Source organism: Azospirillum sp. BE72 (assembly GCF_031455875.1).
Taxonomy (GTDB): Bacteria; Pseudomonadota; Alphaproteobacteria; order Azospirillales; family Azospirillaceae; genus Azospirillum.
Genome location: NZ_JAVDTO010000007.1, coordinates 112,571 through 136,407 on the forward strand (window position 1 = coordinate 112,571; position 23,837 = coordinate 136,407).

At 67.5% G+C, this 23,837-nt stretch carries 21 protein-coding genes; 6 read left to right on the plus strand and 15 right to left on the minus strand.

Annotation, left to right across the window (positions count from 1 at the left end; all coding sequences use genetic code 11):
• Window positions 1-5: 5 nt before the first annotated feature.
• From J2Y49_RS18905 to cyoA, 5 genes are read right to left on the minus strand one after another with little or no spacing between them, the layout of a single operon-like run.
• A complete protein-coding gene (locus J2Y49_RS18905) occupies window positions 6-803 on the minus strand; it encodes an SURF1 family protein (protein ID WP_310116418.1) in 798 nt (265 codons plus the stop codon).
• On the minus strand, window positions 800-1,222 hold the full coding sequence (gene cyoD / locus J2Y49_RS18910; protein WP_310116419.1) for a cytochrome o ubiquinol oxidase subunit IV: 423 nt from the start codon (window positions 1,220-1,222) through the stop codon (window positions 800-802). The genes J2Y49_RS18905 and cyoD overlap by 4 nt, the downstream gene beginning before the upstream one ends.
• The gene (gene cyoC / locus J2Y49_RS18915) at window positions 1,219-1,878 is read right to left on the minus strand and encodes a cytochrome o ubiquinol oxidase subunit III (protein WP_409017873.1); all 660 of its coding nucleotides are present in this window, start codon (window positions 1,876-1,878) and stop codon (window positions 1,219-1,221) included. The genes cyoD and cyoC overlap by 4 nt, the downstream gene beginning before the upstream one ends.
• A gap of 3 nt (window positions 1,879-1,881) precedes the next feature.
• The gene (gene cyoB / locus J2Y49_RS18920; protein ID WP_310116420.1) at window positions 1,882-3,879 is read right to left on the minus strand and encodes a cytochrome o ubiquinol oxidase subunit I; all 1,998 of its coding nucleotides are present in this window, start codon (window positions 3,877-3,879) and stop codon (window positions 1,882-1,884) included.
• A gap of 14 nt (window positions 3,880-3,893) precedes the next feature.
• A complete protein-coding gene (gene cyoA, locus J2Y49_RS18925; RefSeq protein ID WP_310116421.1) occupies window positions 3,894-5,003 on the minus strand; it encodes a ubiquinol oxidase subunit II in 1,110 nt (369 codons plus the stop codon).
• 181 nt (window positions 5,004-5,184) lie between these two features.
• Between cyoA and J2Y49_RS18930 the strand changes: the two genes are divergently transcribed.
• Entirely contained in the window at window positions 5,185-6,495 is a 1,311-nt protein-coding gene (locus tag J2Y49_RS18930; protein WP_310116422.1) for an MFS transporter, read from the plus strand.
• 22 nt (window positions 6,496-6,517) lie between these two features.
• On the opposite strand, the gene J2Y49_RS18935 is transcribed toward J2Y49_RS18930, so the two are convergent.
• Window positions 6,518-7,624, minus strand: a complete 1,107-nt coding sequence (locus J2Y49_RS18935) for a mechanosensitive ion channel domain-containing protein (protein WP_310116423.1) — start codon at window positions 7,622-7,624, stop codon at window positions 6,518-6,520.
• 245 nt (window positions 7,625-7,869) lie between these two features.
• Between J2Y49_RS18935 and J2Y49_RS18940 the strand changes: the two genes are divergently transcribed.
• Complete coding sequence (locus J2Y49_RS18940; RefSeq protein WP_310116424.1) at window positions 7,870-8,289, plus strand: hypothetical protein; 420 nt, start codon at window positions 7,870-7,872, stop codon at window positions 8,287-8,289.
• Between the two features lie 10 nt (window positions 8,290-8,299).
• On the opposite strand, the gene J2Y49_RS18945 is transcribed toward J2Y49_RS18940, so the two are convergent.
• From J2Y49_RS18945 to J2Y49_RS18975, 7 genes are all read right to left on the minus strand, one after another.
• Window positions 8,300-8,803, minus strand: a complete 504-nt coding sequence (locus J2Y49_RS18945; RefSeq protein WP_310116425.1) for a hypothetical protein — start codon at window positions 8,801-8,803, stop codon at window positions 8,300-8,302.
• Entirely contained in the window at window positions 8,800-10,299 is a 1,500-nt protein-coding gene (locus J2Y49_RS18950; protein WP_310116426.1) for a nitrilase-related carbon-nitrogen hydrolase, read from the minus strand. The genes J2Y49_RS18945 and J2Y49_RS18950 overlap by 4 nt, the downstream gene beginning before the upstream one ends.
• 26 nt (window positions 10,300-10,325) lie before the next feature.
• Complete coding sequence (locus J2Y49_RS18955) at window positions 10,326-10,880, minus strand: cyclase dehydrase (RefSeq protein ID WP_310116427.1); 555 nt, start codon at window positions 10,878-10,880, stop codon at window positions 10,326-10,328.
• Window positions 10,881-10,889: 9 nt separating this feature from the next.
• Window positions 10,890-12,062 carry a zinc-dependent alcohol dehydrogenase gene (locus tag J2Y49_RS18960; RefSeq protein WP_310116428.1) on the minus strand — a complete coding sequence of 391 codons (1,173 nt, stop codon included), beginning with the start codon at window positions 12,060-12,062 and terminating at the stop codon, window positions 10,890-10,892.
• A gap of 109 nt (window positions 12,063-12,171) precedes the next feature.
• Window positions 12,172-12,789 carry a hemerythrin domain-containing protein gene (locus J2Y49_RS18965; RefSeq protein WP_310116429.1) on the minus strand — a complete coding sequence of 206 codons (618 nt, stop codon included), beginning with the start codon at window positions 12,787-12,789 and terminating at the stop codon, window positions 12,172-12,174.
• A gap of 103 nt (window positions 12,790-12,892) precedes the next feature.
• Window positions 12,893-14,056, minus strand: a complete 1,164-nt coding sequence (locus J2Y49_RS18970) for a glycosyltransferase family 87 protein (RefSeq protein WP_310116430.1) — start codon at window positions 14,054-14,056, stop codon at window positions 12,893-12,895.
• A 626-nt stretch (window positions 14,057-14,682) separates the two neighbouring features.
• A complete protein-coding gene (locus J2Y49_RS18975) occupies window positions 14,683-14,982 on the minus strand; it encodes a hypothetical protein (RefSeq protein ID WP_310116431.1) in 300 nt (99 codons plus the stop codon).
• Between the two features lie 170 nt (window positions 14,983-15,152).
• On the opposite strand from J2Y49_RS18975, the gene J2Y49_RS18980 reads away from it, so the two are divergent.
• The 3 genes from J2Y49_RS18980 to putA all read left to right on the plus strand — a co-directional run bounded on the left by J2Y49_RS18980 (window position 15,153) and on the right by putA (window position 20,664).
• Window positions 15,153-15,740: a DUF1003 domain-containing protein gene (locus J2Y49_RS18980; protein WP_310116432.1), complete on the plus strand. Its 588-nt coding sequence runs from the start codon at window positions 15,153-15,155 to the stop codon at window positions 15,738-15,740.
• Window positions 15,741-15,936: 196 nt separating this feature from the next.
• Window positions 15,937-16,554, plus strand: a complete 618-nt coding sequence (locus tag J2Y49_RS18985) for a metal-dependent hydrolase (RefSeq protein ID WP_310116433.1) — start codon at window positions 15,937-15,939, stop codon at window positions 16,552-16,554.
• Between the two features lie 363 nt (window positions 16,555-16,917).
• Window positions 16,918-20,664, plus strand: a complete 3,747-nt coding sequence (gene putA, locus J2Y49_RS18990; protein ID WP_409017874.1) for a trifunctional transcriptional regulator/proline dehydrogenase/L-glutamate gamma-semialdehyde dehydrogenase — start codon at window positions 16,918-16,920, stop codon at window positions 20,662-20,664.
• 89 nt (window positions 20,665-20,753) lie between these two features.
• On the opposite strand, the gene J2Y49_RS18995 is transcribed toward putA, so the two are convergent.
• Both J2Y49_RS18995 and J2Y49_RS19000 read right to left on the minus strand, forming a co-directional pair.
• Entirely contained in the window at window positions 20,754-21,620 is an 867-nt protein-coding gene (locus tag J2Y49_RS18995) for a helix-turn-helix transcriptional regulator (RefSeq protein ID WP_310116435.1), read from the minus strand.
• A 40-nt stretch (window positions 21,621-21,660) separates the two neighbouring features.
• The gene (locus J2Y49_RS19000; RefSeq protein WP_310116436.1) at window positions 21,661-22,476 is read right to left on the minus strand and encodes an alpha/beta hydrolase; all 816 of its coding nucleotides are present in this window, start codon (window positions 22,474-22,476) and stop codon (window positions 21,661-21,663) included.
• Between the two features lie 206 nt (window positions 22,477-22,682).
• On the opposite strand from J2Y49_RS19000, the gene J2Y49_RS19005 reads away from it, so the two are divergent.
• Window positions 22,683-23,834: an MFS transporter gene (locus J2Y49_RS19005; RefSeq protein ID WP_310116437.1), complete on the plus strand. Its 1,152-nt coding sequence runs from the start codon at window positions 22,683-22,685 to the stop codon at window positions 23,832-23,834.
• The last annotated feature ends 3 nt before the right edge of the window (window positions 23,835-23,837 follow it).

Sequence of the window (23,837 nt, forward strand, 5' to 3'; positions counted from 1 at the left end):
TTCGGTTACGTCCGTGTTCCATCGCTGTCGGCGATGGCGCGTCTGCGCCGCAACTCGTTGCGGATCACGAACAGGACGGCGGCGATCAGCATCAGGTCCAGCGCGAACCAGGTCAGCGCATAGCCGAGATGGCTGTTGGGGAAGCTGACCACGGTCAGCCCGCCGACCGGCCAGCCACCGGGATTGCGGCTGGAATCGGCATCGATGAAATAAGGCGCGGCGTCGCCCAGCCCCTTGGCTGCGGCGATGGCGGCGACGTCGCGGGAATACCAGCGGCCGGCGGCCGGGTCGTTGCTGCGCAGGAAACCGCCCTTCGGCTCGGTGACGCGCAGAAGGCCGGCGACGGTCACGGTGCCCTGCGGCTGCCCCTCGGCCCGGGTCGCGGGATCGCGTTTTTCCGGGGGGACGAAGCCGCGGTTGACCAGGACGGTGAAGCCGCGGTCGGTGACCAGCGGCGTCAGCACCCAGAAGCCGCCGCCGAGGTCGGAGACCGCCTGGACCAGCGTTTCACGGTCATGCAGGAAACGGCCGGCGGCGGCGACCCGGCGGTATTCGGCCGATGCCGCCGAAACGGCAGGCCAGGACTCCGGCCCCGGAGCGGGGGCGGGGGAGGCATGGATTCTGCCCTCCACCCGCTCGATCAGGTCGAGCTTCCAGGCCCGCCGTTCGAGCTGCCAGACCCCGAGCGCGGTCAGGCCGGCGATGCCGGCCAGCGCCAGAAGGCCGAAGAGGGCCAGCGCCCAGACCGGGCGTGCCCTCTTCGGCGTGCCGCCCGCGTGGGGCGCGGACGGCTGTCCGGTCACGGCATCTTGCTCATGTCGGGGGTGGTCATGCCGGGCATCATGTTGTGGTTCATGTGGTACATGACCCACAGCGAACCGGCGAACATGATGACCACGACGATGATCGTGAAAATCATCGCCAGCATCGACCAGCCGCCCTCTACGCGGCCGTTCATGTGCAGGAAATACACCATGTGGACGAGGATCTGGACCACGGCCAGCCCCAGGATCACGGCCGTGGTGGTCGTGTTGTCCAGCGTACCGGTCATGACCAGCCAGAACGGAATGACCGTCAGGATCACCGACAGGACGAAGCCGGTCATGTAGCTGCCGAAGGTGCCGTGGGCGCCTTCGACGTGGCCGTGGTCGCCGTGGCCGCCATGACCACCATGCCCATGGCCCTGATGGGCGTGGTGATCGCCGTGCGCGTGAGTGCTCATCGCAGCATCCCCATCAGGTAGACATAGGTGAAGACGCCGATCCAGATGACGTCCAGGAAGTGCCAGAACATGCTGAGGCACATCAGGCGCCGGCGGTTGGCCGGGATCAGGCCGCGGCGGGCGACCTGGACCATCAGCGTCACCAGCCACACGCTGCCGAAGGTGACGTGCAGCCCGTGGGTGCCGACCAGCGTGAAGAAGGCCGACAGGAAGGCGCTGCGGCCGGGGCCGGCCCCCTCATGGATCAGGTGGGCGAACTCGTACAGTTCGATGCCGAGGAAGGCGAGGCCGAACAGCAGCGTGATCGCCAGCCAGCCCTGGGTCTGGGCGGTGCGGCCCTTCTCCATCGCCAGCATGGCGAAGCCGTAGGTGATGGAGGAGAACAGCAGCATGGCCGTGTTCAGCGCCACCAGCGGCAGGTCGAACAGCTCCTTCGGCGTCGGGCCGGCGGCGTAGCTGGTGCCCAGCACGCCGTAGGTCGCGAACAGGACCGCGAAGATGAGACAGTCGCTCATCAGGTAGATCCAGAAGCCGAGCGCGGTGCTGCCGGCTTCGTGGGCGTGCTCGTCCCTTACATAGAAGACGGGCGGGGTGGCGTCGCGCGGGGCATCGTGCCCCGCGTGGCCGCCATGCATGGCTTCAACGGTCGTCGTCATGCTTTACACCTGTCCCGCGAGCAGACGGGTCCGCTCGTTCTCGGTCCGTACGACCTCCTCCACCGGAATGTGGAAGTCGCGGTTGTAGTTGAAGGTATGGCTGATGGCGACCACCAGCAGGCCGATAAAGCTCAGCGCCGCCAGCCACCAGATGTGCCAGACCAGGGCGAAGCCGAGCGCCGTGCTGATGCCGGCCAGGATCACGCCGGTGCCGGTGTTGGCGGGCATGTGGATCGGGCGGTAGCCTTCCAGCGGACGGGCATAGCCGCGCTTCTTCATGTCCCACCACGCATCATTGTCGTGGATCACCGGCGTGAAGGCGAAGTTGTAGCCCGGCGGCGGCGAGGAGGTCGCCCATTCCAGGGTACGGCCGTCCCACGGATCGCCGGTGACGTCGACATACTGGTTGCGCTTCAGGACGCTGACGGCGATCTGGACCAGGAAGGCACCGATGCCGATGGCGATCATGACGGCGCCGACGGCGGCGATCTGGAACCAGATCTGCAGCGACGGGTCCTCGAACACGCGCAGGCGGCGGGTGACGCCCATCAGGCCCAGGACGTAGAGCGGCATGAAGGCGACGTAGAAGCCGATCACCCAGAACCAGAAGGACACCTTGCCCCAGAACGGATCCAGGCGGAAGCCGAAGGCCTTGGGCCACCAGTAGTAGATGCCGGCGAACAGGCCGAACAGCACGCCGCCGATGATGACGTTGTGGAAGTGGGCGATCAGGAACAGGCTGTTGTGCAGGACGAAGTCGGCCGGCGGAACCGCCAGCAGCACGCCGGTCATGCCGCCGATCACGAAGGTCAGCATGAAGGCGATCGTCCACATCATCGGCAGCTCGAACCGGATGCGGCCGCGGTACATGGTGAACAGCCAGTTGAAGATCTTCGCACCCGTCGGGATCGAGATGATCATCGTCGTGATGCCGAAGAACGAGTTCACGCTGGCGCCGGAACCCATGGTGAAGAAGTGGTGCAGCCACACCAGGTAGGACAGGATGGTGATGACGACGGTCGCGTAGACCATCGAGGTGTAGCCGAACAGCTTCTTGCCGCAGAAGGTGGAGGTCACTTCCGAGAAGATGCCGAAGCAGGGCAGGATCAGGATGTAGACTTCCGGGTGGCCCCAGATCCAGATCAGGTTCACGTACATCATGGGGTTGCCGCCCATGTCGCTCGTGAAGAAATGGGTGCCGACATAGCGGTCCAGCGACAGCAGGACCAGAACGGCGGTCAGGACCGGGAAGGAGGCAACGATCAGGACGTTGGTGCAGAGCGAGGTCCAGGTGAAGACCGGCATCTTCATCATGGTCATGCCGGGCGCGCGCATCTTCACGATCGTGCAGATCAGGTTGATGCCCGACAGCGTCGTTCCGACGCCCGCCACCTGCAAGGCCCAGATGTAGTAATCGACCCCGACGTCAGGACTGGCCTCCAGGCCCGACAGCGGCGGATAGGCCAGCCAGCCGGTGCGCGCGAACTCGCCCACGAACAGCGAGATCATGATCAGCACGGCGCCGCCGACGGTCATCCAGAAGCTGAAATTGTTCAGGAACGGGAAGGACACGTCGCGCGCGCCGATCTGCAGCGGCACGACATAGTTCATCAGCCCCGTCACCAGCGGCATGGCGACGAAGAAGATCATGATCACACCGTGGGCGGTGAAGACCTGATCGTAGTGGTGGGCGTTGAGGTAGCCCTCGCTGCCGTTGAAGGCGATGGCCTGCTGGGCGCGCATCATGATGGCGTCGGCGAAGCCGCGCAGCAGCATGATGAGGCCCAGGATCATGTACATGATGCCGATGCGCTTGTGGTCGACGGTGGTGAACCACTCTTTCCACAGGTAGCCCCACAGCTTGAAGTAGCTGAGTGCCGCCACCAGCGCGATGCCGCCGAGCATGACCGCGAAGAACGTCGCGACCAGGATCGGCTCGTGATAGGGGAAGGACTCCAGGCTGAGGCGCCCGAAGAGGAAGGTCGTCAGTGTCTCAAGCATGCCGGTGTGCCCAATCAGGGATTGGCCAGCCGCTGCGGCCCGGCCTGGGAGGCGGACGCGCCGATCGGCGTGACGGTGGGGCGCTGCACGGCGCCCGAGTTTGCGGCGGCTTCGACCGCCTCGGCGACGGTGCACAGGCCGGTCGGCTGCGTGTCCGGGAAGCCGGCCAGCGTGTTGGCCCGCAGGATCCCGTTGGCCGCGGCCATGCCGCCGGCGTTCAGCCCGCCCGCACGGTCGATGGCGGCCATGTCGCTCATGCACATGGTGCCGGGACGCACGCACAGGTTCACGACGGCGTTGAACAGCTTCGGATCGACGGTGCCGAAATGCTGGACCGGAACGGCCTCGCTCGGCTTCTCAAGCGCGATGTAGGCGTTGCGGTCGAGCGGGGCCCCCGCCGACTTCACCTTGGACACCCAGCCGTCGAAATCCTGGTTCGACAGGCCGTGGAAGGCGAAGCGCATGTGCGAGAAGCCGGCGCCGCTGTAGTTGGACGAGAAACCCTTGTAGGTCCCCGGCTCGTTGATCACGGCGTGGAGCTTCGTCTCCATGCCCGGCATGGCGTAGATCATGCCCGCCAGCGCCGGAACGTAGAAGGAGTTCATCACCGTGGAGGCGGTGAGGCTGAAGCGGATCGGCCGGTCGACCGGCGCCGCCATCTCGTTCACGGACGCGATGCCGTATTCGGGATAGACGAACAGCCATTTCCAGTCGAGCGCCACCACCTGCACGTCCAGCGGCTTCACGCCGGCCGGAAGCGGCTTGTCGGCCGCAATGCGATCGAGCGGACGGTAGGGGTCGAGCTTGTGGGTGGTGACCCAGGTGATGGCCCCCAAGCAGATGATGATCAGCAGCGGGGCTGCCCAGATCACCAGTTCAAGCTGCGTCGAATGGTCCCAGTCCGGTTCGTAGCGGGCTGTGTTATTCGACTGACGGTAACGCCAGGCGAACAGCACGGTAAGCGCCATGACCGGGACAATGATCAGCAGCATCAGCAGGGTGGAGATGACCACGAGGTCTCCCTGCTGGCTGGCAACGTCGCCGGCCGGGTTCAGCACGACCAGGTTGCAGCCACTCAACGCCGCCATCACTGGCAGCAGGGCGATTGCGCGATAACGGCTCAAGGCAGGACCTGTATCAAAGGTTTGCTTTGGGGAGACAGCTAACGTCCATGCCCCAGCGGCGACATTGGACAATTTGTCCAATGCCCCGACTCCTGCGCGCTTGACAGGTCACTGATTGGTGCGGTGACATATTGTATGATCTACGGATCATCGCAAGCGAAATAACGCAGCCGGGGCCGACATGATGAATCCATCGATTGCGGCGGTCGAACGGGATGCGAGGCTGGTGAACGCGCGGCATCACGGGGTGAATCCCGGAGAAATTGCCATCGGCGTGATCATCGGCCGAACATCCGAGTTTTTCGACTTCTTCGTTTACGCCATTGCTTCCGTGATCGTCTTTCCAAAGCTGGTGTTTCCCTATGTCGATCCGCTGACGGGCACCATTTGGTCCTTTGCCATCTTCGCGCTGGCCTTCGTCGCGCGGCCGATCGGCACCTTCATCTTCATGGCCGTCGACGACAATTACGGGCGCAGCGCCAAGCTGACCATCGCCTTGTTCCTGCTGGGCGGGTCGACGGTGGCGCTGGCCTTCCTGCCGGGATATGAGGCGATCGGCGTCGCATCCGCCTGGTTGCTGGCGCTGTCCCGCATCGGGCAGGGCGTGGCGCTGGGCGGCACCTGGGACGGGCTGGCTTCGCTCCTGGCGATGAACGCGCCGCAGAACAAGCGTGGCTGGTATGCGATGATCCCGCAGCTGGGCGCGCCCATCGGCCTGATCGTGGCGAGCGGCCTGTTCGCCTACATGGTCAACAGCCTGTCGGCGGAGGATTTCTTCGCCTGGGGCTGGCGCTATCCCTTCTTCGTGGCCTTCGCCATCAACGTGGTGGCCCTGTTCGCCCGGCTGCGTCTGGTCCAGACGCCGGCGTTCGAGCGGCTGTTCACGAACCGCGAACTGCAGCCCGCCCCCGTGGTGGAGACTCTGCAGATGGAGGGCAAGCGCGTGGTGATCGGCGCCTTCGCGCCGCTGGCCAGCTTCGCCCTGTTCCACATGGTCACCGTCTTCCCGCTGTCCTGGATCTTCCTGAACGCGCAGCACGAGACCGGGGCGTTCCTGGTGATCGAGGTGATCGCCGCCGCCTTCGGCATCGCCGCCATTGTCGCGTCGGGCTACATCGCCGACCGGGTCGGGCGGCGGACCCTGCTGGGCAGCTGCGCCGCCGCCATCGCGGTGTTCAGCGGCTTCGCCCCGCTGCTGCTCGACGCCGGGCAGACGGGCGAGGCGGTGTTCATGGTGGTGGGCTTCGTCATCCTCGGCCTGTCCTTCGGCCAGTCGTCGGGGTCGGTGGCGTCGGGCTTCAGCCAGCAATACCGCTACACCGGCTCGGCCATGACCTCCGATCTGGCGTGGCTGTTCGGGGCGGGCTTCGCGCCCTTCGTCGCGCTGTACCTGTCCAGCCAGTTCGGGCTGGTCGCGTCCGGCCTCTACCTGCTGTCCGGTGCGGTCTGCACGCTGGTGGCTCTGCGGATCAACAAGACCCTGTCTTCGTGACGTTCGTGTCCAACGGGCGGGCTCAGGCCTGCCCGTTGGCGCCCACCCGGGCCTCCATGGGCGCCAGCCGTTCGCCGGCGGCACCCGAAGCGGGACGCGCCAGATCCAGCCGTTCGCGCGGAAGCGATCCCGGATACTGCTCCGTCAGGAAGCGGATCATCTCCTCGCGCACGAGGCAGCGCAGGTCCCAGGCCGTGCCGGCATCCGGCGCGCTGACCAGGGCGCGAAGCTCCATCGTGTGTTCCTTCAGGTCGGTGACCTGCAGGTTCCACACTCGCTTGTCCCACAGACTGGTGCTGTCCAGCACCTTGCGCAGATGGTCGCGCAGCGCCGGGATCGGCACCGAGTAATCGACATACAGCATCACCGAACCCAGGATGTTCGGCGCGTCGCGTGTCCAGTTCTGGAAGGGCTTTTCCAGGAAATACCCTAGCGGAACGATCAGCCTCCGGTCGTCCCAGATGCGCACGACGACATAGGTGGAGGTGATCTCGTCGACATTGCCCCACTCGCCCTCGACCACCACCGAGTCGCCGATTCGGATCGGCTGGGTCAGCGCGATCTGGATGCCGGCGATCAGGTTGGCGATGGTCGGCCGGGCGGCGATGCCCAGCACGATGCCGGCGACGCCGGCCGAGGCGAACAGGCTGATGCCGATGGTCCGCACCAGCGGCACGGTCATCAGCATGAAGCCGACGGTCAGGGCCATGACGGTCAGCAGCGCCAGCCGCCGGAACACCGTCAGCTTGGTCCGCCGCCGCCGCCATTCGAACCCGCGTTCGTTGGGGCCGCTGCGGCCGAGATAGGCGTCGAACACTGCCCCGACCTTGCTGGCGATGGCCCAGCCCAGCGCGCCGATGAAACAGATGCCGACGGCGCGCGCCAGCATCTCCATGGCGGCGTGCGGCAGCGGCAGCGCCGGCACGGAGGCGAGAAGGGCTGCGAAGATCACGGCGAAGCGGGTGGCGGTGCGACCGGCCGTGACGACCCGGCTCAGCACCGGCGCGTTGGTCGGGCGGAACAGCCGTTGCAGCACCCGCCACACCACCTCGTGAATGGCGATAGCGACAGCCACGGCGACGACCGGCGCCAGGAAGGCGGCGACCGTGGAGGAGATCGGAAATTCCATCGGTTCCTGCTGATCCGGTTTCTGCTGATCGATGAGGCGAGGGGGCGCGGCGCACCCGGTTCTTACGGGCTTGAGAACATGCCGGCCGGGATTTGGTTCGGGGGGCTGTCCCATCCGGACGCCGACCGACCCGCCGGGTATAGGGCGTTGGAGGGAACCCCCTGGCCGGAGGAGGCAATGCTTGCCGGAAGAGGCTCCGCCGCCAATCTTGCAGGGTGAGACAACCGGAAAAGGCGACCAGACCGATGCAAGTCCTTCCCCGCGCGACCACCCCGGCGCCGATGCGCAAGAGGCTGCCCATCGCCGCGCTGGCCGTTCTGGCAGGCCTTTCCGCCTGCGCCGGGATCGAGCCCGATTTCCGCAAGCCGGGTGCCCAGCGCCTGACCGGGCCGGAGGTTTCCACGCTGCTGGGCGGCCACACGCTGAGCATCGTCAACCCGCGCGGCAAGTCCTACATGAACCGCTTTTCCAAGGACGGGTCGATCGTCATTTCCGGCGCCAAGGGCAACGAATACGGGCGCTGGACCGTCTCCGGCGACCGGTATTGCCTGACGCTCGACGTGGACCCGCGCCAGCAATGCATGGAGATCTACCGGCTGCCTGACGGCCGCTACCAGATGGTCAATGCCGACGGGACGCTGCGGAACACCTTTCAGGTGGATTGACGCATGACCGTCAACCGGACCGAAGCGCATTGACCGTCAGCCGCCCCGCCGGCCAGGAATGGACGAGGCCGGCGGCACGCAACTCCGGCAGGGCGCTGCCCACCTCCTCCGCCGACAGACCGGTGGCCTCGACCAGGGCGGGGCAGGTCTGCGGACCGGAGCCCAGCGCCGAGAGGATCGCGCTGGCCGGCGTGCCGGGCGCGTGGAGCGCATCGGCCGGACGGGGCGGGGTGCGGGCGCGGGCGGCGGCAATCGTCAGCGCCAGCGCCCGCAACTGTCCCAGCCGGTGCATCGCCCCGCCGTCCAGTTCTCCGGTCAGCGACAGCGCCGTGTGGCAGCGCGCGACCAGCCGGGCGAGCGCGGCGAGGTCGTCGGTCCGGTTCGCCACCACGGCGGCGACGGCTGCCTGCGCCAGGGTTTCCAGTTCGGCGTCCGCCACGGCCCAGTCCTGCCGCCGGACGGCCTCCAGAAGCGCATCGGTCAGCGATCGCAGCGCCGGCTCCAATACGCTCATTCGCTGCTCTCCTCCTTGGGATCGGCCGGTTCGGGATCGGGCAGGGCGGGCCAGCGGCCGGGCGTCCAGCCGGCGCAGACATGGCCGGGGGACGGGTCGGCCAGCGGCAGGGTCAGGCATTGGATGCGCGGAGCGCCGGCCTGGCTGGCCCGCGGCTGGAACAGCAGGGCGACGCCGCACTCCTCGATGATCTTGTCCTCTTCGCCGTTGGCGCGGCAGTAGCGATTGAAGCGGTGCGACAGCGCCATGCTGTTGGCGACGATCACCCGGCAATAACCGGCGCGCGACGAGGCCCCCCCTTCCTTCGCCTGCCAGCGCTCGGTGGTCAGGCCGCTGTCCATCACCGGGGTGACCAGCCAGTCCACCATCATGCCGGACGCGATCCAGGCACTGGGCTCCGAACGCCCCAGATCCTCGCAGATGGCAACGGCTAGCCGGCCGAGGTCGGGCAGTTCGAACAGGGTGAAGCAGTCGCCGGTCTCGATGTCCTCGCGCGCGCAGTCCAGCAGCCGGCCGTTGCGGTCGCGCAGGTCGTAGGAGCGGCACTGGTCGCTGTCCAGGTCCCAGCAATGCAGCTTGGTCTGGCTGCCGATCACCGTGCCGCAGCGGTCGAGCAGCAGCGCCCGGTTGTGCGGTCGTCCACCGTCCTCCGCCTCCTCCTTAACCCCCACCAAGGCGTAGCGGATCGGGCCGTCCACTGCCTGGGCGCGCAGCGCTTGCCGGATCGCGTCCAGCGTGCCGGCCCCGACCGAAACCTCGGGGAACAGCACGAAGTTGGCGCCCTGCTCCGCCAGTCCGGCGATGGCGTCGGCGGCGCGGCGGCTGAAGTCGCGTGGGGTGGGCTCGTACCAGTCCTCGCCGTCGCGGCGGAACTGGTGGATGGCGAGGTCGTCCTCCGCCTCGGCCAGCGGGACGATGCCGATCACCGGCGTCCAGGCGGGGTCGGCCGGGTCCTGGTCGGACACCGCGGCGATGCGGCGGTATTCGACGGCGATGCGGCGGTCCGGGTCGCCGTCGCGCTCGGCCTCTATGGTCAGGCCGGGCGGCACGACCAGCAGGGTGGAGAACAGGTCGACCGGATCGAAAGCGTCGGGATCGGCGCCTGGCGGTGCCGTCTCCCGGATGTTCATGGCGCGCGCCAGCAGGCCGGGGCGCAGGATCAGTTGGCCGTCCGCCGGGTCGGCGTTGAAGCGGCCGTCGCGGTTCAGGCGGCGGCGCGCCTCCAGCCGGTCGGCGGGGAGCAAGTCGTCGGATGCCCGGAGGTCGTATCGGGAGGCCAGCGGCGCGAACCACCCGTCGATGGCCTGCGCCGCCGCGAGTATCCGGTCGAGGTCCAGTCCGTCCCCGACCCACCTCTCCAGAGCGGCGGCGCCCTTCCGCAACTCCGGCGCCGCCTCCCCGGCCAGCCGGCCGGCCCGCGCGTGGTCCGCCTCCTGCCCTTGGGCGAGGACGCGGACCTCTTCGCGCCGTTCCTCCAGCAAGCGCCACAGTGCCATGAACAGGTCGGCCGGATGCATGTGCGTCAGGGGCTTGCCGTCCGGCTTTGAGCGATCTGGCTTTGGGCCGGCTGGAACTGCAGGATCTTCGGCGTCCGCATGTCTTCGCCGATGGGGGCGTCGCTGGCGACGCCGCGCATGGCGGAGACCGAACGGGGGAAGCCGCTGCGGTCGCTGTAATCCGGCACCGGCAGGCTGCGGTAATAGGCCTCCTCCTGGTGCAACTTCTGGGCGCAGACCACGTCCAGCGCCGTCGCCGCCACCACCGCGCCGAAGGCGATACGGGCGTTGCCGGCGCGGGGGTTGTCCTGCATGCCGGCGGCCAGCGTCGCCATGTCGACGGCGTCGCCGGCGATGCGGCTCCAGATCCAGGGCTTGGGATCGCCGAGAGCCAGCAGACCGACGCCGGCGGTGATCTCCCGCACGCCATAGGCGCGGATCAGGTTGGTCTTGTCCTCCATCCCCATCCAGCGGGCGATGGTCCGGCCGGCCATCAGTTCGGCGACGCCGAGGCCGATGCTGAACCAGCCGAGCCCGCGGGCGAGGTTGTCTCCGGTCGAGGAGCGGTCGTAATAGGCCATGACGTCACCTCAGGGCTTGAGGACCACCTTGATGCAGCCGTCCCGCTTGTCGCGGAAGGTCTTGTACATCTCGGGGCCCTGGTCGAGCGGAACGGTGTGGGTGATGACGAAGGACGGGTCGATCTGTCCTTCCTGGATGCGGTTCAGCAGGTCGTCCGTCCAGCGGTTGACGTGGGTCTGGCCCATGCGCCAGGTCAGGCCCTTGTTCATCGACATGCCGAAGGGCATCTTGTCGATCAGCCCGCCATAGACGCCGGGGATCGACAGGACGCCGGCCGGGCGGCAGACATAGATCATCTCGCGCAGCACATGGGCGCGGTCCGATTCCAGCATCAGCGCCTGCTTGGCGCGGTCGTACATCGAATCCAGCGTTGCGGTGGCGTGCGCTTCCATGCCGACGGCGTCGATGCATTTCTCCGGACCCTTGCCGCCCGTCAGTTCGTTCAGCCGCTCGACGACGCTCTCCTCTTCGAAATTGATGGTGATGGCGCCGCCGGCTTTGGCCATCGCAAGCCGTTCCGGCACGCGGTCGATGGCGATGACCTGTTTGGCGCCCAGCAGGATGGCGCTGCGGATCGTCATTTGCCCGACCGGGCCGCAGCCCCAGATCGCCACCGTGTCGGTCGGCTGGATGTCGCACTGGGCGGCGGCCTGCCAGCCGGTGGGGAAGATGTCGCCCAGGAACAGAACCTGCTCGTCGGTCAGCCCGCTGGGAATTTTGATGTGGGTGCGGTCGGCCATCGGCACCCGCACATACTCGGCCTGTCCGCCGGCATAGCCGCCGGTCAGGTGGGTGTAGCCGAACAGCCCGGCGGTGGTATGGCCGAAGACCTTGTCGGCCAGCGCCTTGTTGCGGTTGGAGCGCTCGCAGACCGAATAGTTGCCGCGCTTGCACTGGTCGCACTCGCCGCACCAGATGGTGAAGGGAACCACCACCCGCTCGCCGACCTTCAGCGCGCTCTTGGCGTCGGGCCCCACTTCCACAACTTCGCCCATGAACTCGTGGCCGACGATGTCGCCCTTCTCCATGCCCGGCATGACGTTGTCATGCAGATGGAGGTCGGACCCGCAGATGGCGCAGGTCGTCACCTTCACGATGGCGTCGCGCGGATGCTCGATCTCCGGATCCGGGACCGTGTCGCAGCGGATGTCGTTGGCGCCGTGCCAGACCAATGCCCTCATCGATGCCTCCCTGTTCTTGCCTTCGTGATAATCACGGTCAGTAACAGGACCGGCGAGCGGAGCGTTCCGCCCGCCGGTCGTGCCATACCGCCACAGGGGCAGGCCAGGGTCAGAGGATCAGCGCCTTTTCGCGGGCGACGCCGCCGGACATGGTGGCGGTCTGGCGATCGTCCATGCTGTTGCGCAGGGCGGGAAAGTCGATCTCCTCCTCCTGCCGGATATGGCCGTCGATGATGCGCTTCAGGTCGAGCGCCACGGCAAGCCAGTGCGGATCGTCCTTCGGCGTCTGTTCCAGCGTGAAGAGATGCATCTTCATTTCGGCATGCTCGCCGTAGAGATGCTTGGCGTCCTCCTCCTTCCGCGCCTGGTCGTGCAGCATCGGATAGACGACGTCCTCCTCCGCCATGGCGTGGGCGGCCAGCCGGCGCTTCAGGCGCAGCAGCAGCTGGGTGCGGCGGACGGGGGCGTCGATTGGCGTCTTCACCATTTCCACCAGCAGCGCCTGGATGTGGCGGTGGTCGTCGATCAGCGCGTCGAAACCGTCGTAGCCGGCCGATGCGCGGGCCGAGCCGGCGAGCTGCGCCACCACCGGCGGCAGCAGCCGGCTCGCCACAAAGGCCAGCGCCGCGCCGCCGGCCATCATTGCCAGCCCGCGGGCCGACAGCCAGCCCGTGCCGTCCTCATGCGAATAGCCTGCTTCCGGATAGCGTGGCGTGTAGCGTGGCATGTCTGGGCTCCTTCCTGCCGGTTGGGTCATCTGGCCCACCAACAGGTGCGGAAGCCCCGGCGTTCCGGTGAGCGGCCGGGAGGCAGGCGGCGGGGACCGCGCGTCAGCCCGGCAGCGCCGCCCGAGGAAAGGACAGTGGCCGGCCCTGGCGAACCGGTGTCGCCACCCGCCACAGCACCGTCATGAGGATCAGCGTGCCGAAGAACATGTAGGATTGCAGGATGTTGAAGGGCGTGTCCGCCAAGGCGTTCGCCGGCTTGAAGGCGTCGACGGCGATGAGAAGGAACGCGACGCCAAGGAGTTGGAAATTGCGGTTCGCCGTCTGTGGGCATTCCGCCGCAGTCCTGGCGACGGCAAGGAAGGCAATGGCGAAGGCGGGCAGCAGAATGCCGAAATGATGGATCCAGGCGACAGGCGATCCGACCGTGAAGCATATGCCGGCCATCGCGAAGGACAGGATCCCGCCGTCACCGTGGTCGTGCCGGCGCCAGAGCAGGCCGAATCCGATGAACAGCAGGCCGGACGACATGGTTGCCCAATAGACCAGCGGATGGTGCGGGGCGAAGGCGTCGCCCAGCCATTGTACATTGTTGCCGTTGTGGAGCAGCCGGTTCAGAAGCCCGTTCAGCGTCTGGTTGGAGTAATATCCCTCGCCATGCGCGCCGATGAAGGACAGGACGTCCAGATAGGTCAGCATCGGCTTTACCCCGTACAGCATCGCCGTCACCGCGGTGCCGACCGCCACGACGGCCGCCCAGCCCCCGGCGATCCGCCACTCCTTGCGCAGCAGCGCCCACAGCAGGAACAGCGACATCTGCGGCTTTATCAGCGTCGACAGGCCCAGCAGCATGCCGACCGCCCAGCGGCGGTTGCGGCAGTAGAGGATCGTCGACAGGACGAACGCCGCGTTCAGCCAGACCTGGATCTGGCCGACCGAGAAAGCCTTCGCCACCGGGAAGAAGCCGAGCGTCGCGAGCACGCCGAGGCTGGCCAGCTTCAGACGCGCGGACAGCGTATCGGACGGGCCGGACAGTCCCAGCCGAGCCGCCAGATCCAGCATGAGAACGCCCATGCCGAGCGCGGTGGCGCAGGTGAGGATGAGGTTGACCAAGATGTAGACCCGAAGGTGCAGCAGGCCGACCGACGACATCACCTCCATCGGGAGAAGGGAGGTCAGCGGATATTGGAACTTCACATGTTCGACGAAGAAGATCGCCTCATAGACATTCTCGCCGAGATGCCGATGCAGCCAGTCGAAGGCCTTCATCATCGGTTCCCAGGAATCCAGGGGAAGCCGGGCCGGCGATCCGACGAAAATCAACTGGAGGACATCGGAGATCGAACATTCGGTCAGGCTGGTGGAGTCCAGAAACGGCTTGAGAACGATATCGAACAGTACGATGATGAGAAGTAGGAATGCCGACGTGAATGCGACCGCCGATGTCAGCCGATTCGTTCCATTTGCCCTGCCAAAGTCCCGTTGCCCGCCAGCTTCCATGCTCGTCGCTCCCAATCCCGAATATTATTGACGACTGACGGTGGCAAGGGCCAATGACGAGACGGCCGGCACATCCGATCTTTGATCGTCTACTCATCGACGCTTCGCAGCGTTCGACGTTCGGAGCGAAAGGCTAGGTTAGTAAGCTGGCTTTTGGAACATGTCCCACCGGTTGTGGGCAGGATTAATGCCATTGTGTGGGCGGAACATTTCCGTGCGCCAGAGCTATCATTAGGATCCATCATAGGTGACGGTTCCACCAAATCCGGCTTAGCGTCCACTCGTCTGCTGCGGTATCTCCGGTTCCGCCATTCGACCGATGCCTCGGGCAAGTGCCTGATTCCGGCGAGTGCCTGGACGGGTGCGCTGAAGCGCTCGCCGGTATCGAAGGCCGGTCAACCCGGCTTGCCTTCCTCCCGGTTGCGCGGACGCTTGCCGGCATTGTCCTTCGGGGTCGGCGGGACGGCGTGCTGGTCCGGCAGGTCGCGGCGCTGTCCGGTACCCTCGCCGACGGTGACGGTGGTCGACGGTCCGCCGCCGACGGTGTGCGGCAGGTCGTCCGCGCCGCCGGTTCCGACACCCATGCCCTGGCCGGCCCGGCCGGGGGTGACCGGCCCGCCACCCTGTGCGCCCGGATTGGGGCTGTCGGCGTTGGAGACCTGCCGGTCGCGATCCTGATCCTGGTCCTTGTTCATGCTGTCCTCCCGGTTGGTATTCGCCCTTCGGCCAACATGCTGTCCGGTCGGGAGTTCCGGACATGGTCAGACGGCGAGGGGCCGGAACGGCCGTCAAGGGCTGCGGTTGTCGGTTGGCGGCGGTGGGCGGCAGCGCCCGGACGGCCGCCGTGCAGTAGGGAGACCCAACGATGGCAGATTTCTCGCAGACCGCCGCCGGTGCCGGCCGCAGCGGCGGCCCACCGACTTACCCGCCGCCGCAGACTGCCGGTCTCAGTGCCGTGCTGGAGCGTAACATCCAGGCGCTTCAGGCCCGCCGCAAGCGGGAGGAGGTGGAGGCCACGTTTCAGGACCGCATCGCCGACCGGATCACCCGCTTCACCGGCAGCATGCGCTTCGTCTACCTGCATCTGGTGCTGTTCGGCGGCTGGATCCTGATCAATCTGGGCTGGATCCCGATCGTCAAGCCATGGGACGCGTCCTTCGTCGTGCTGGCGATGATCGCGTCGGTGGAGGCGATCTTCCTGTCCACCTTCGTCCTGATCAGCCAGAACCGCATGGCCTCGGTGTCGGACAAGCGCGCCGATCTCGACCTGCAGATCAGCCTGCTGGCCGAGCATGAACTGACCCGGCTGGTGACGCTGGCCTCCTCCATCGCCGATCATCTGGGGGTGAAGACGGAGGTCGATGCGGAACTGGATGTCATTCGCCAGGACGTCGCCCCCGAGGCCGTGCTGGACGAGATCGAGGCGACCCAGGCGGAGGCCAAATCGAAATGACCGGTGGCGCGGTGCCATCCGGCAACCCACCGTTGCCGAACGCATGGAGGTTATGCGTTTAGGGAATCCCTCGGTCCTGCTTGAGATATTGTTCTGGAGGCGAAGAATAGCCTAAGGTCAGGCTACCCCCATTTCGGGCTTGGCGCAGACCACGTCCCGACAGAGACCAGCTTAAGGCCCCCGGTGACCGACGGTGATGGCGTCCTCTCACATAATCGTCGGTGGCGCCACCTGGTTCTACCTGTCGAGCCGGTACGGGATGACCTTCGACCCGGTCGCCTTCGGCGCGGCGATTCTGGGGGCGCTGGCGCCGGACATCGATCATCCGAAATCGACTCTGGGGCAGATGGTGAAGCCGCTGTCCACCGCGATCTCCAACATCTTCGGACATCGCGGCGTCACCCATTCGGCCCTTGCCATCGCCGGATGCCTGTGGGTTCTGCATGAGCATGCGGCCTACCAGCACCTGCTGATCCCCTTCATCGTCGGCTATCTCACCCATCTGGCCGGCGATCTGCTGACACCGGCCGGGCTGCCGCTGCTGTGGCCGATCAAGCGGCGGCGCAACTTCGCCCTGCCGGTGCTGAAGACGGGCGGATTTTCCGAACAGTTGGCGGTGACGCTGATGGCGGGCTGGATGATCTCCGGCCTGTTCGCCGGCGGCTGGCCGCAATTCCCGCTGGAACGCCCCTGGCGGTCCGTTGTCGCCGCGGCGCAGACCTATCTTGGGGAGAGCGGCGGCGAGAAGGCTGCGCCGCCGGTCCCAGTGCGCAAGCCGCCGGAAAACAGCCGGCCCAAGCCGCTGAAAGGCTGAATCCCGGCCGTTCGGGCGCTCTGCCCCTCATCCCGTCGAATCCGCGGAATCAAGACCGTCGCTTCCTCTAAGGCATCGGCAACAGGGCCGTATTGCCGACATTTGTTCGGCAAAAACGAATGCGCTGGCCGGGAGGTCGCGAAAACAGGCCGGATGTTCTGGGATTTCGGCGTCACGCTCATAGTTTATTCTGAATGATGGCGCATCATCAGAATTTAAATCGGGAAAATGATGGAAATACCGGTTGGAAAGGATCCCGGAAAATCGGTTAGCCTGACAGGCATCGGATCGACCTCCGCAACCCGCCGGACATGGGCTTTCCGAAGCCGCCGCTCCACGCCCCCGACCAGAGCCAGCCACGCGATGAACCAGATGACCGACCCGAGCGTTGCCCCCGCCACCGAGCCGTCCTTCGCCAGTGGGGCCCTCTCCAGCGGAATTGGCCCCTTCGCCGCCTTCGCCCCCGTCGTTCGTCCGGCCGGTCCGCTGCGTCAGGCGATCACCGCCGCCTATCGCCGGCCGGAGCCGGACTGCGTGGCGTGGCTGGTGGAGCAGGCGACGCTGCCGGACGAGGTGACCGCGGCGGCCGCCCAGTCCGCGCGGATGCTGATCGCGGCACTGCGCGCCAAGCCGCAGGGGCGCGGGGTGGAGGGGCTGATCCACGAATACAGCCTGTCCAGCCAGGAAGGCGTGGCGCTGATGTGCCTGGCGGAGGCGCTGCTGCGCATCCCCGACCGCGCCACCCGCGACGCGCTGATCCGCGACAAGATCGCCGGCGGTGACTGGCGCGCCCATCTCGGCAACAGCCCGTCGCTGTTCGTCAACGCCGCCACCTGGGGGCTGCTGGTCACGGGCAAGGTCACGGGCGTGCTGGGCGACAGCTTCGGCGGCGAGCAGGCCCTGTCCTCCGCCTTGACCAAGCTGATCCTGCGCGGCGGCGAGCCGCTGATCCGCCGCGGCGTCGATATGGCCATGCGGATGATGGGCGAGCAGTTCGTCACCGGCCAGACCATCGACGAGGCGCTGTCCAACAGCCGCAAGATGGAGGCGGAGGGCTTCCGCTATTCCTATGACATGCTGGGGGAGGCGGCGACGACCGCCGCCGACGCCGACCGCTATTACGCCGACTATGAGAAGGCGATCCACGCCATCGGCAAGGCTTCGGCCGGGCGCGGCATCTATGACGGCCCCGGAATCTCGATCAAGCTGTCGGCCCTGCACCCGCGCTATTCCCGTGCCCAGGCGGACCGGGTGATGGCGGAGCTGCTGCCGCGCGTGACCGAGCTGGCCCGGCTGGCCCGCCGCTACGACATCGGCCTGAACATCGACGCCGAGGAGGCCGACCGGCTGGAGCTGTCGCTCGACCTGCTGGAATCGCTGTGCTTCGACCCGGATCTGAAGGGCTGGAACGGCATCGGCTTCGTCGTGCAGGCCTATGGCAAGCGCTGCCCCTACGTCATCGACTTCATCGTCGATCTGGCCCGGCGCAGCGGCCACCGGCTGATGGTGCGTCTGGTGAAGGGCGCCTATTGGGACAGCGAGATCAAGCGCGCCCAGGTCGACGGGCTGGAGGATTTCCCGGTCTATACCCGCAAGCTGCACACCGACGTGTCCTATGCAGCCTGCGCCCGCCGGCTGCTGTCGGCGCCCGACGCGGTGTTCCCGCAATTCGCCACCCACAACGCCCAGACGCTGGCGACCATCTACCGGATGGCCGAGCACCTGAACGGCGAGTTCAAGGTCGGCCAGTACGAGTTCCAGTGCCTGCACGGCATGGGCGAGCCGCTCTACAAGGAGGTGGTCGGTCCGCTGAAGCGGCCCTGCCGCGTCTATGCCCCGGTCGGCACGCACGAGACCCTGCTGGCCTATCTGGTCCGCCGCCTGCTGGAGAACGGCGCCAACAGCTCCTTCGTCAACCGCATCGCCGACAAGAGCGTGTCGATCGACGATCTGGTCGCCGACCCGGTGGCGCAGGCCCGCGCCGCGCTGCCGGTGGGCGAGAAGAACCCGCTGATCGCCCTGCCCAAGGATCTCTTCGGGGCGGAGCGGGCCAATTCCGCCGGCCTCGACCTGTCGAACGAGACGGTTCTGGCCGACCTATCCGGCGCGCTGCGCGACAGCGCCGCCGTCGCCTGGACCGCCGCCCCGCTGCTGGCGGACGGCGAGCGCCGGGGCATGACCCAGCCGGTGCTGAACCCGGCCGACCATCGGGACGTCGTCGGGCACTGCGTCGATGCCACTCCGGCCGACATTGCCGACGCCTTCCTGTTTGCGGAGGCGGCCGCCCCGGTCTGGGCCGCCACCCCGCCGGCCCAGCGCGCCGCCTGCCTGTTCCGCGCCGCCGATGAAATGCAGGCGCGCATGCCGACCCTGCTGGGCCTCATCATCCGCGAGGCCGGCAAGTCCACCGCCAACGCCATCGCCGAGGTGCGCGAGGCCATCGACTTCCTGCGCTATTATGGCGCCCGGGTCCGCGACGGCTTCGGCAACGACACCCATCTGCCGCTGGGTCCGGTGGTCTGCATCAGCCCGTGGAACTTCCCGCTCGCCATCTTCTCCGGTCAGGTCGCCGCGGCGCTGGCCGCCGGCAACCCGGTGCTGGCCAAGCCGGCGGAGGAAACCCCGCTGGTCGCGGCGGAGGCCGTGCGCATCCTCCGCGCTGCCGGCGTGCCCGCCGGTGCGGTGCAACTGCTGCCCGGTGCCGGTCAGGTCGGCGCCGCCCTGGTCGGCCATGCCGGCACCCGCGCGGTGATGTTCACCGGCTCCACCGACGTGGCCCGGCTGATCCAGCGCCAGTTGGCCGAGCGGCTGTCGCCGGACGGCGCGCCGATCCCGCTGATCGCCGAGACCGGCGGGCAGAATGCCATGATCGTCGACAGCTCCGCCCTGGCCGAGCAGGTGGTGGGCGACGTGATCGCCTCCGCTTTCGACAGCGCGGGGCAGCGCTGTTCGGCCCTGCGCATCCTCTGCCTGCAGGAGGATGTGGCCGACCGTACGCTGACCATGCTGAAGGGCGCGATGCGGGAGCTGCGCATCGGCAGCCCGGACCGGTTGGCCATCGACGTCGGCCCGGTCATCACCGCGGAAGCGCGCGATGGCATCGCCCGCCACATCGAGGCGATGCGGGCCAAGGGCCGCCGGGTGGAGTCGCTGCCGCTGCCGGCGGAGACCGCCAACGGCACCTTCGTGGCGCCGACCATCATCGAGATCGACCGCATCGCCGACCTGGAGCGCGAGGTGTTCGGCCCGGTCCTGCATGTCCTGCGCTTCCGCCGTGACGATCTGGACCGGCTGGTCGATGCCATCAACGGCACCGGCTATGGCCTGACCTTTGGCCTGCACACCCGCATCGACGCCACCATCGACCGGGTGACCAGCCGGATCGAGGCCGGCAACCTGTACGTCAACCGCAACACCATCGGTGCGGTGGTGGGCGTACAGCCCTTCGGTGGCCATGGCCTCTCCGGCACCGGCCCGAAGGCCGGCGGCCCGCTGTACCTGTCGCGTCTGCTGTCCGTACGTCCGTGTCTTGACCTGGGCTTGCGCGGCAGAGACGCCGTACGTGCGCCGGCCCATGGCTTCGCCGACTGGCTGTCCGACCAGGGCAGAACTGCGGTCGCCACACACGTACGGACGCTGGCGAAGCGTTCCCCCGTCGGCGGCAGCGTCGAACTGGCCGGCCCGGTGGGTGAAAGCAACGTCTACAGCCTGATCCCGCGTGGCCGCATCCTGCTGCTGCCGCAGACGGAGGACGGGCTGTACCGGCTGCTGGGGGCAGCGCTCGCCGCCGGCAACGAGGTGGTGGTCGACGGCGACAGCGCTGTCACCGCCTGCCTGGCGAGCCTGCCGGCGGAGCTTGCCGCCCGCGTCCGGGTGACGGCGAACTGGCTGTCCTTCGGTGCCTTGGCCGGTGCACTGGTGGAGGGCGATTCCGCCCGCCTGCTGGCCGCCAACCGCCGCATCGCCGAACTGCCCGGCCCCATCGTCCTGACCCAGGGCGTGCCGCCCGGCGGCGAAGGGGTGGAGATCGCCTGGCTGATGAACGAGCGCTCGCTCAGCACCAACACCACCGCGGCCGGCGGCAACGCCAGCCTTGTGGCGATGAGCTGAGGATGGGCGTGTAATGCCTTCTTGAGGGTCGGGGCGAGGGGGATGCACGGCGTGACTTCCCGAAAATCTTCGCCGTGCACCCCCTCACCCTAACCCTCTCCCCGGGGGGGAGAGGGGATTTCCGCGAGCCCACGGCGCAGGCGCTCCGCTGTTTCGGCATCGGCGGGGAAGAAGGCCTCGATCGCCAGTTCCGAAAGGGTCACGTCGACCGCCGTGCCGAAGACGGTGGTCGTGCTGAACAGGCTCAGCAATCCAGCGGACGTGTGCAGCCGCAGCGGCACGACCACGTCGGGATGGTGTCCGTCCACACCGACATCATCCAAATACGAGGCCGGCGCCGGATAGCCCTGCAACTCGCTGCGCAAGGCCACCAGCGCCGGGTCAGCGCTCGCCTCGATCTGCCGGGTCAGGCGGGACAGCACATGCTCGCGCCATTGCGCCCAATTGCCGATGCGGCCGGCCAGCCCGTCGGGATGCAGGCTGAGGCGCAGGACATTGACCGGCGGGGTCAGCAGCTCGGCCGAAATCCCCTCCAGCAGAGGCATCACCGCCCGGTTGGCTGCGATCAGTTGCCAATGCCGGTCCACCGCCAGCGCCGGGAAGGGTTCGTGCCCCGTCAGCACAAGGTCGACCGCCTTGCGCGCCGCCTCCATCGCCGGGCTGTCCAGGCTGTGCTCACTGTAGACCGGGGCAAAACCGGCGGCGACCAGCAGGGCGTTGCGGTCCCGCAGCGGCACGTCCAGCCGTTCGGCCAGATGGATCAGCATGCTGCGGCTGGGCTGCGAGCGACCGGTCTCCAGGAAGCTGACATGCCGGGTGGAGATGTCGGCCTCGCAGGCGAGGTCGAGTTGGCTGAGGCCGCGGCGCTGGCGCCAGGACCGCAGCAGTGCGCCGACCGGCGGCCCGGCCGGAACCCTGCCGGTGCGGGCTGCGGCTTGGGGAGTGCCATGGGGCATGGAACCTGCTCCGAACCAATATCAACTGCCATGGTTGCCGTCATCCGCGGGCGAAGGCCAGCAGTTCCGCGTTGAAGCGGTCGCGGTGGGTGAGGAACAGGCCGTGCGGAGCCCCCTCATAGAGCGACAGCGCGGCATTCGGCATCAGCGCCACCGTGCGCTCGGCGAGAGCCAGCGGGGTGGTCACGTCGCGGTCGCCATGCACGACCAGGGTGGGCACGGTAATGGCCGGCAGCTCCGCCCGGAAATCGGTCGAGGTGATGGCGCGGTGGCACTCCAGCAAAGACTTCAACGAGGATTGCAGCGCCATCCCGGTGACCCAGCCCTTCATTTCCGCCGATGTTTCCCCGGTCACGAATGGATCGATGTTGTCGCCGAGCCATTTGGGGAAGTCGCGCAGCAGCTGTTCCGACCGGAAGGTTTCGAACAATGCCGGGTCTATACCGTCGGGATTGTCGTCGGTCTTCGCCATCAGCGGCGTGATGGTGCCCAACATCACCACCCCCGCAACCCGCCCGGCCCCATGTCGGGTCAGGTAGCGCACGATCTCGCCCGTCGCCATCGAATGGCCGACCAGCGTCACGTCCTGCAAATCCAGCCCGTCCAGCAGGGCGGCGATGTCGTCCGCCAGCCGGTCGAAGCCATAGCCGGACGACGACTCGTCAGACCGACCATGGCCGCGGCGGTCGAAGGCGATGCAGCGGCATCCCTGCTCGGACAGCGGCGCCATCTGATAGGCCCAGGCATCTGAGGTCAGCGACCAGCTCGACACGAACAGGATCGGCCGGGCACCTTCTTCGCCGCCCCAATCGCGATAGAACAGGCGCACGCCGTCGTCGGTCCGAATGAAGCCCATGATTTCCTCCCTTGCCGATCCGCCGGATTGTCCCGGCGGACCCAGGATCGCCCGGCCAGGGGACCTGAATCGATTACGTGCCAAGTAATGCCGTACACGAATGATCCCGCGGCGCACGCATGCCTGCCATCACCGTCGCACTGCGGTACGCCCGCGGCCGATCCGGTTAAGGTCCTGAACCTCTGTCGTCGCCGTTCGGGCCATCCATGCGTCTCATCTTCCTGCTCGGCCTCGCCGGGTTCGCCAGCGCCTTTTCCCTGCGCACCACCGATCCGATGCTGACGCTGATCGCCGACGACCTCGGCGTGACGGTGCGGCAGGCGGCGCTGCTGGCGTCGGCCTACACGCTGCCCTATGCGCTGATGCAGATCGTGCTGGGGCCGGTCGGCGACGCCATCGGCAAGTCGCGGCTGGTCCGGCTGGCGCTGGCCGTGCTGACGGTCGGGCTGGCGCTGTCCACCATCGCGCCGACCTATGGCACTGTGATGGCCGGGCGCATCCTGGCCGGGGCCTTCGCCGGCGGCATCATTCCGGCCTCCATGGCACTGATCGGCGACCGGGTTCCTTATGAGGAGCGCCAGATCGCCATCAGCCGCTTCCTGCTGGCGGTGATCCTGGGGCAGATGTCGGGTTCGGCCGTGTCGGGTGCGCTGGCCGAGGCCTTCGGCTGGCGCGCGGTGTTCGGGCTGTCGACCGGCCTGACCGCGCTGATCTGCGTCGCCACCCTGATCGGGCTGGCGCGGGAGGTTGAGACGCGCTCCCGCCTGTCGGTCGCGGATGCGCAGCAGCGCTATGCCACCGTGCTGACCAACCCGGCCTCGCTGATCGTCTTCGCCACGGTGGCGGCGGAAGGGCTGCTGATCTTCGGCGTCTTCCCCTTCGTGGCGCCGGTGCTGATGGAGCATGGCGCGGCCGGCGCCTTCCAGGCCGGGCTGACCATCGCCGCCTTCGCCATCGGCGGTGTCGTCTACAGCGCCGTGGTGCGGCGAATGATCGCCTCGCTCGGCCAGTGGGGCATGATGCAGGCCGGCGGACTGGCGGCGGGGCTGGCCTATCTGGTCATCGCCTTCCCGGTGCCCTGGCCGGTGGTGAGCCTCGCCTTCCTGGTTGCCGGCTTCGGCTTCTACATGCTGCACAACACCATGCAGACCCAGGCGACGGAACTGGCGCCGACCGCCCGCGGGTCGGCGCTGGCCCTGTTCGCGTCGAGCTTCTTCATCGGGCAGGGGATCGGTCCGGTTCTGTACGGCGCCATCTCCACCCACACCGGCTTCGCGCCGCTGTTCCTCGGCGTCGGCGCGCTGACCGCCGGGCTGGGCTTCGCCTCGGCCCGGCTGATCCGGCGTGGAAGGGCTTGAGGG

What these genes read in the sequence shown, in the direction of transcription:
- cyoD (WP_310116419.1), bottom strand. Translation starts at nt 1,222, where the DNA reads ATGAGCACTCACGCGCACGGCGATCACCACGCCCATCAGGGCCATGGG.
- cyoC (WP_409017873.1), bottom strand. Translation starts at nt 1,878, where the DNA reads ATGACGACGACCGTTGAAGCCATGCATGGCGGCCACGCGGGGCACGAT.
- cyoB (WP_310116420.1), bottom strand. Translation starts at nt 3,879, where the DNA reads ATGCTTGAGACACTGACGACCTTCCTCTTCGGGCGCCTCAGCCTGGAG.
- J2Y49_RS18930 (WP_310116422.1), top strand. Translation starts at nt 5,185, where the DNA reads ATGATGAATCCATCGATTGCGGCGGTCGAACGGGATGCGAGGCTGGTG.
- J2Y49_RS18935 (WP_310116423.1), bottom strand. Translation starts at nt 7,624, where the DNA reads ATGGAATTTCCGATCTCCTCCACGGTCGCCGCCTTCCTGGCGCCGGTC.
- J2Y49_RS18940 (WP_310116424.1), top strand. Translation starts at nt 7,870, where the DNA reads ATGCAAGTCCTTCCCCGCGCGACCACCCCGGCGCCGATGCGCAAGAGG.
- J2Y49_RS18945 (WP_310116425.1), bottom strand. Translation starts at nt 8,803, where the DNA reads ATGAGCGTATTGGAGCCGGCGCTGCGATCGCTGACCGATGCGCTTCTG.
- J2Y49_RS18950 (WP_310116426.1), bottom strand. Translation starts at nt 10,299, where the DNA reads ATGGCACTGTGGCGCTTGCTGGAGGAACGGCGCGAAGAGGTCCGCGTC.
- J2Y49_RS18955 (WP_310116427.1), bottom strand. Translation starts at nt 10,880, where the DNA reads ATGGCCTATTACGACCGCTCCTCGACCGGAGACAACCTCGCCCGCGGG.
- J2Y49_RS18960 (WP_310116428.1), bottom strand. Translation starts at nt 12,062, where the DNA reads ATGAGGGCATTGGTCTGGCACGGCGCCAACGACATCCGCTGCGACACG.
- J2Y49_RS18965 (WP_310116429.1), bottom strand. Translation starts at nt 12,789, where the DNA reads ATGCCACGCTACACGCCACGCTATCCGGAAGCAGGCTATTCGCATGAG.
- J2Y49_RS18970 (WP_310116430.1), bottom strand. Translation starts at nt 14,056, where the DNA reads ATGAAGGCCTTCGACTGGCTGCATCGGCATCTCGGCGAGAATGTCTAT.
- J2Y49_RS18975 (WP_310116431.1), bottom strand. Translation starts at nt 14,982, where the DNA reads ATGAACAAGGACCAGGATCAGGATCGCGACCGGCAGGTCTCCAACGCC.
- J2Y49_RS18980 (WP_310116432.1), top strand. Translation starts at nt 15,153, where the DNA reads ATGGCAGATTTCTCGCAGACCGCCGCCGGTGCCGGCCGCAGCGGCGGC.
- J2Y49_RS18985 (WP_310116433.1), top strand. Translation starts at nt 15,937, where the DNA reads ATGGCGTCCTCTCACATAATCGTCGGTGGCGCCACCTGGTTCTACCTG.
- putA (WP_409017874.1), top strand. Translation starts at nt 16,918, where the DNA reads ATGAACCAGATGACCGACCCGAGCGTTGCCCCCGCCACCGAGCCGTCC.
- J2Y49_RS18995 (WP_310116435.1), bottom strand. Translation starts at nt 21,620, where the DNA reads ATGCCCCATGGCACTCCCCAAGCCGCAGCCCGCACCGGCAGGGTTCCG.
- J2Y49_RS19000 (WP_310116436.1), bottom strand. Translation starts at nt 22,476, where the DNA reads ATGGGCTTCATTCGGACCGACGACGGCGTGCGCCTGTTCTATCGCGAT.
- J2Y49_RS19005 (WP_310116437.1), top strand. Translation starts at nt 22,683, where the DNA reads ATGCGTCTCATCTTCCTGCTCGGCCTCGCCGGGTTCGCCAGCGCCTTT.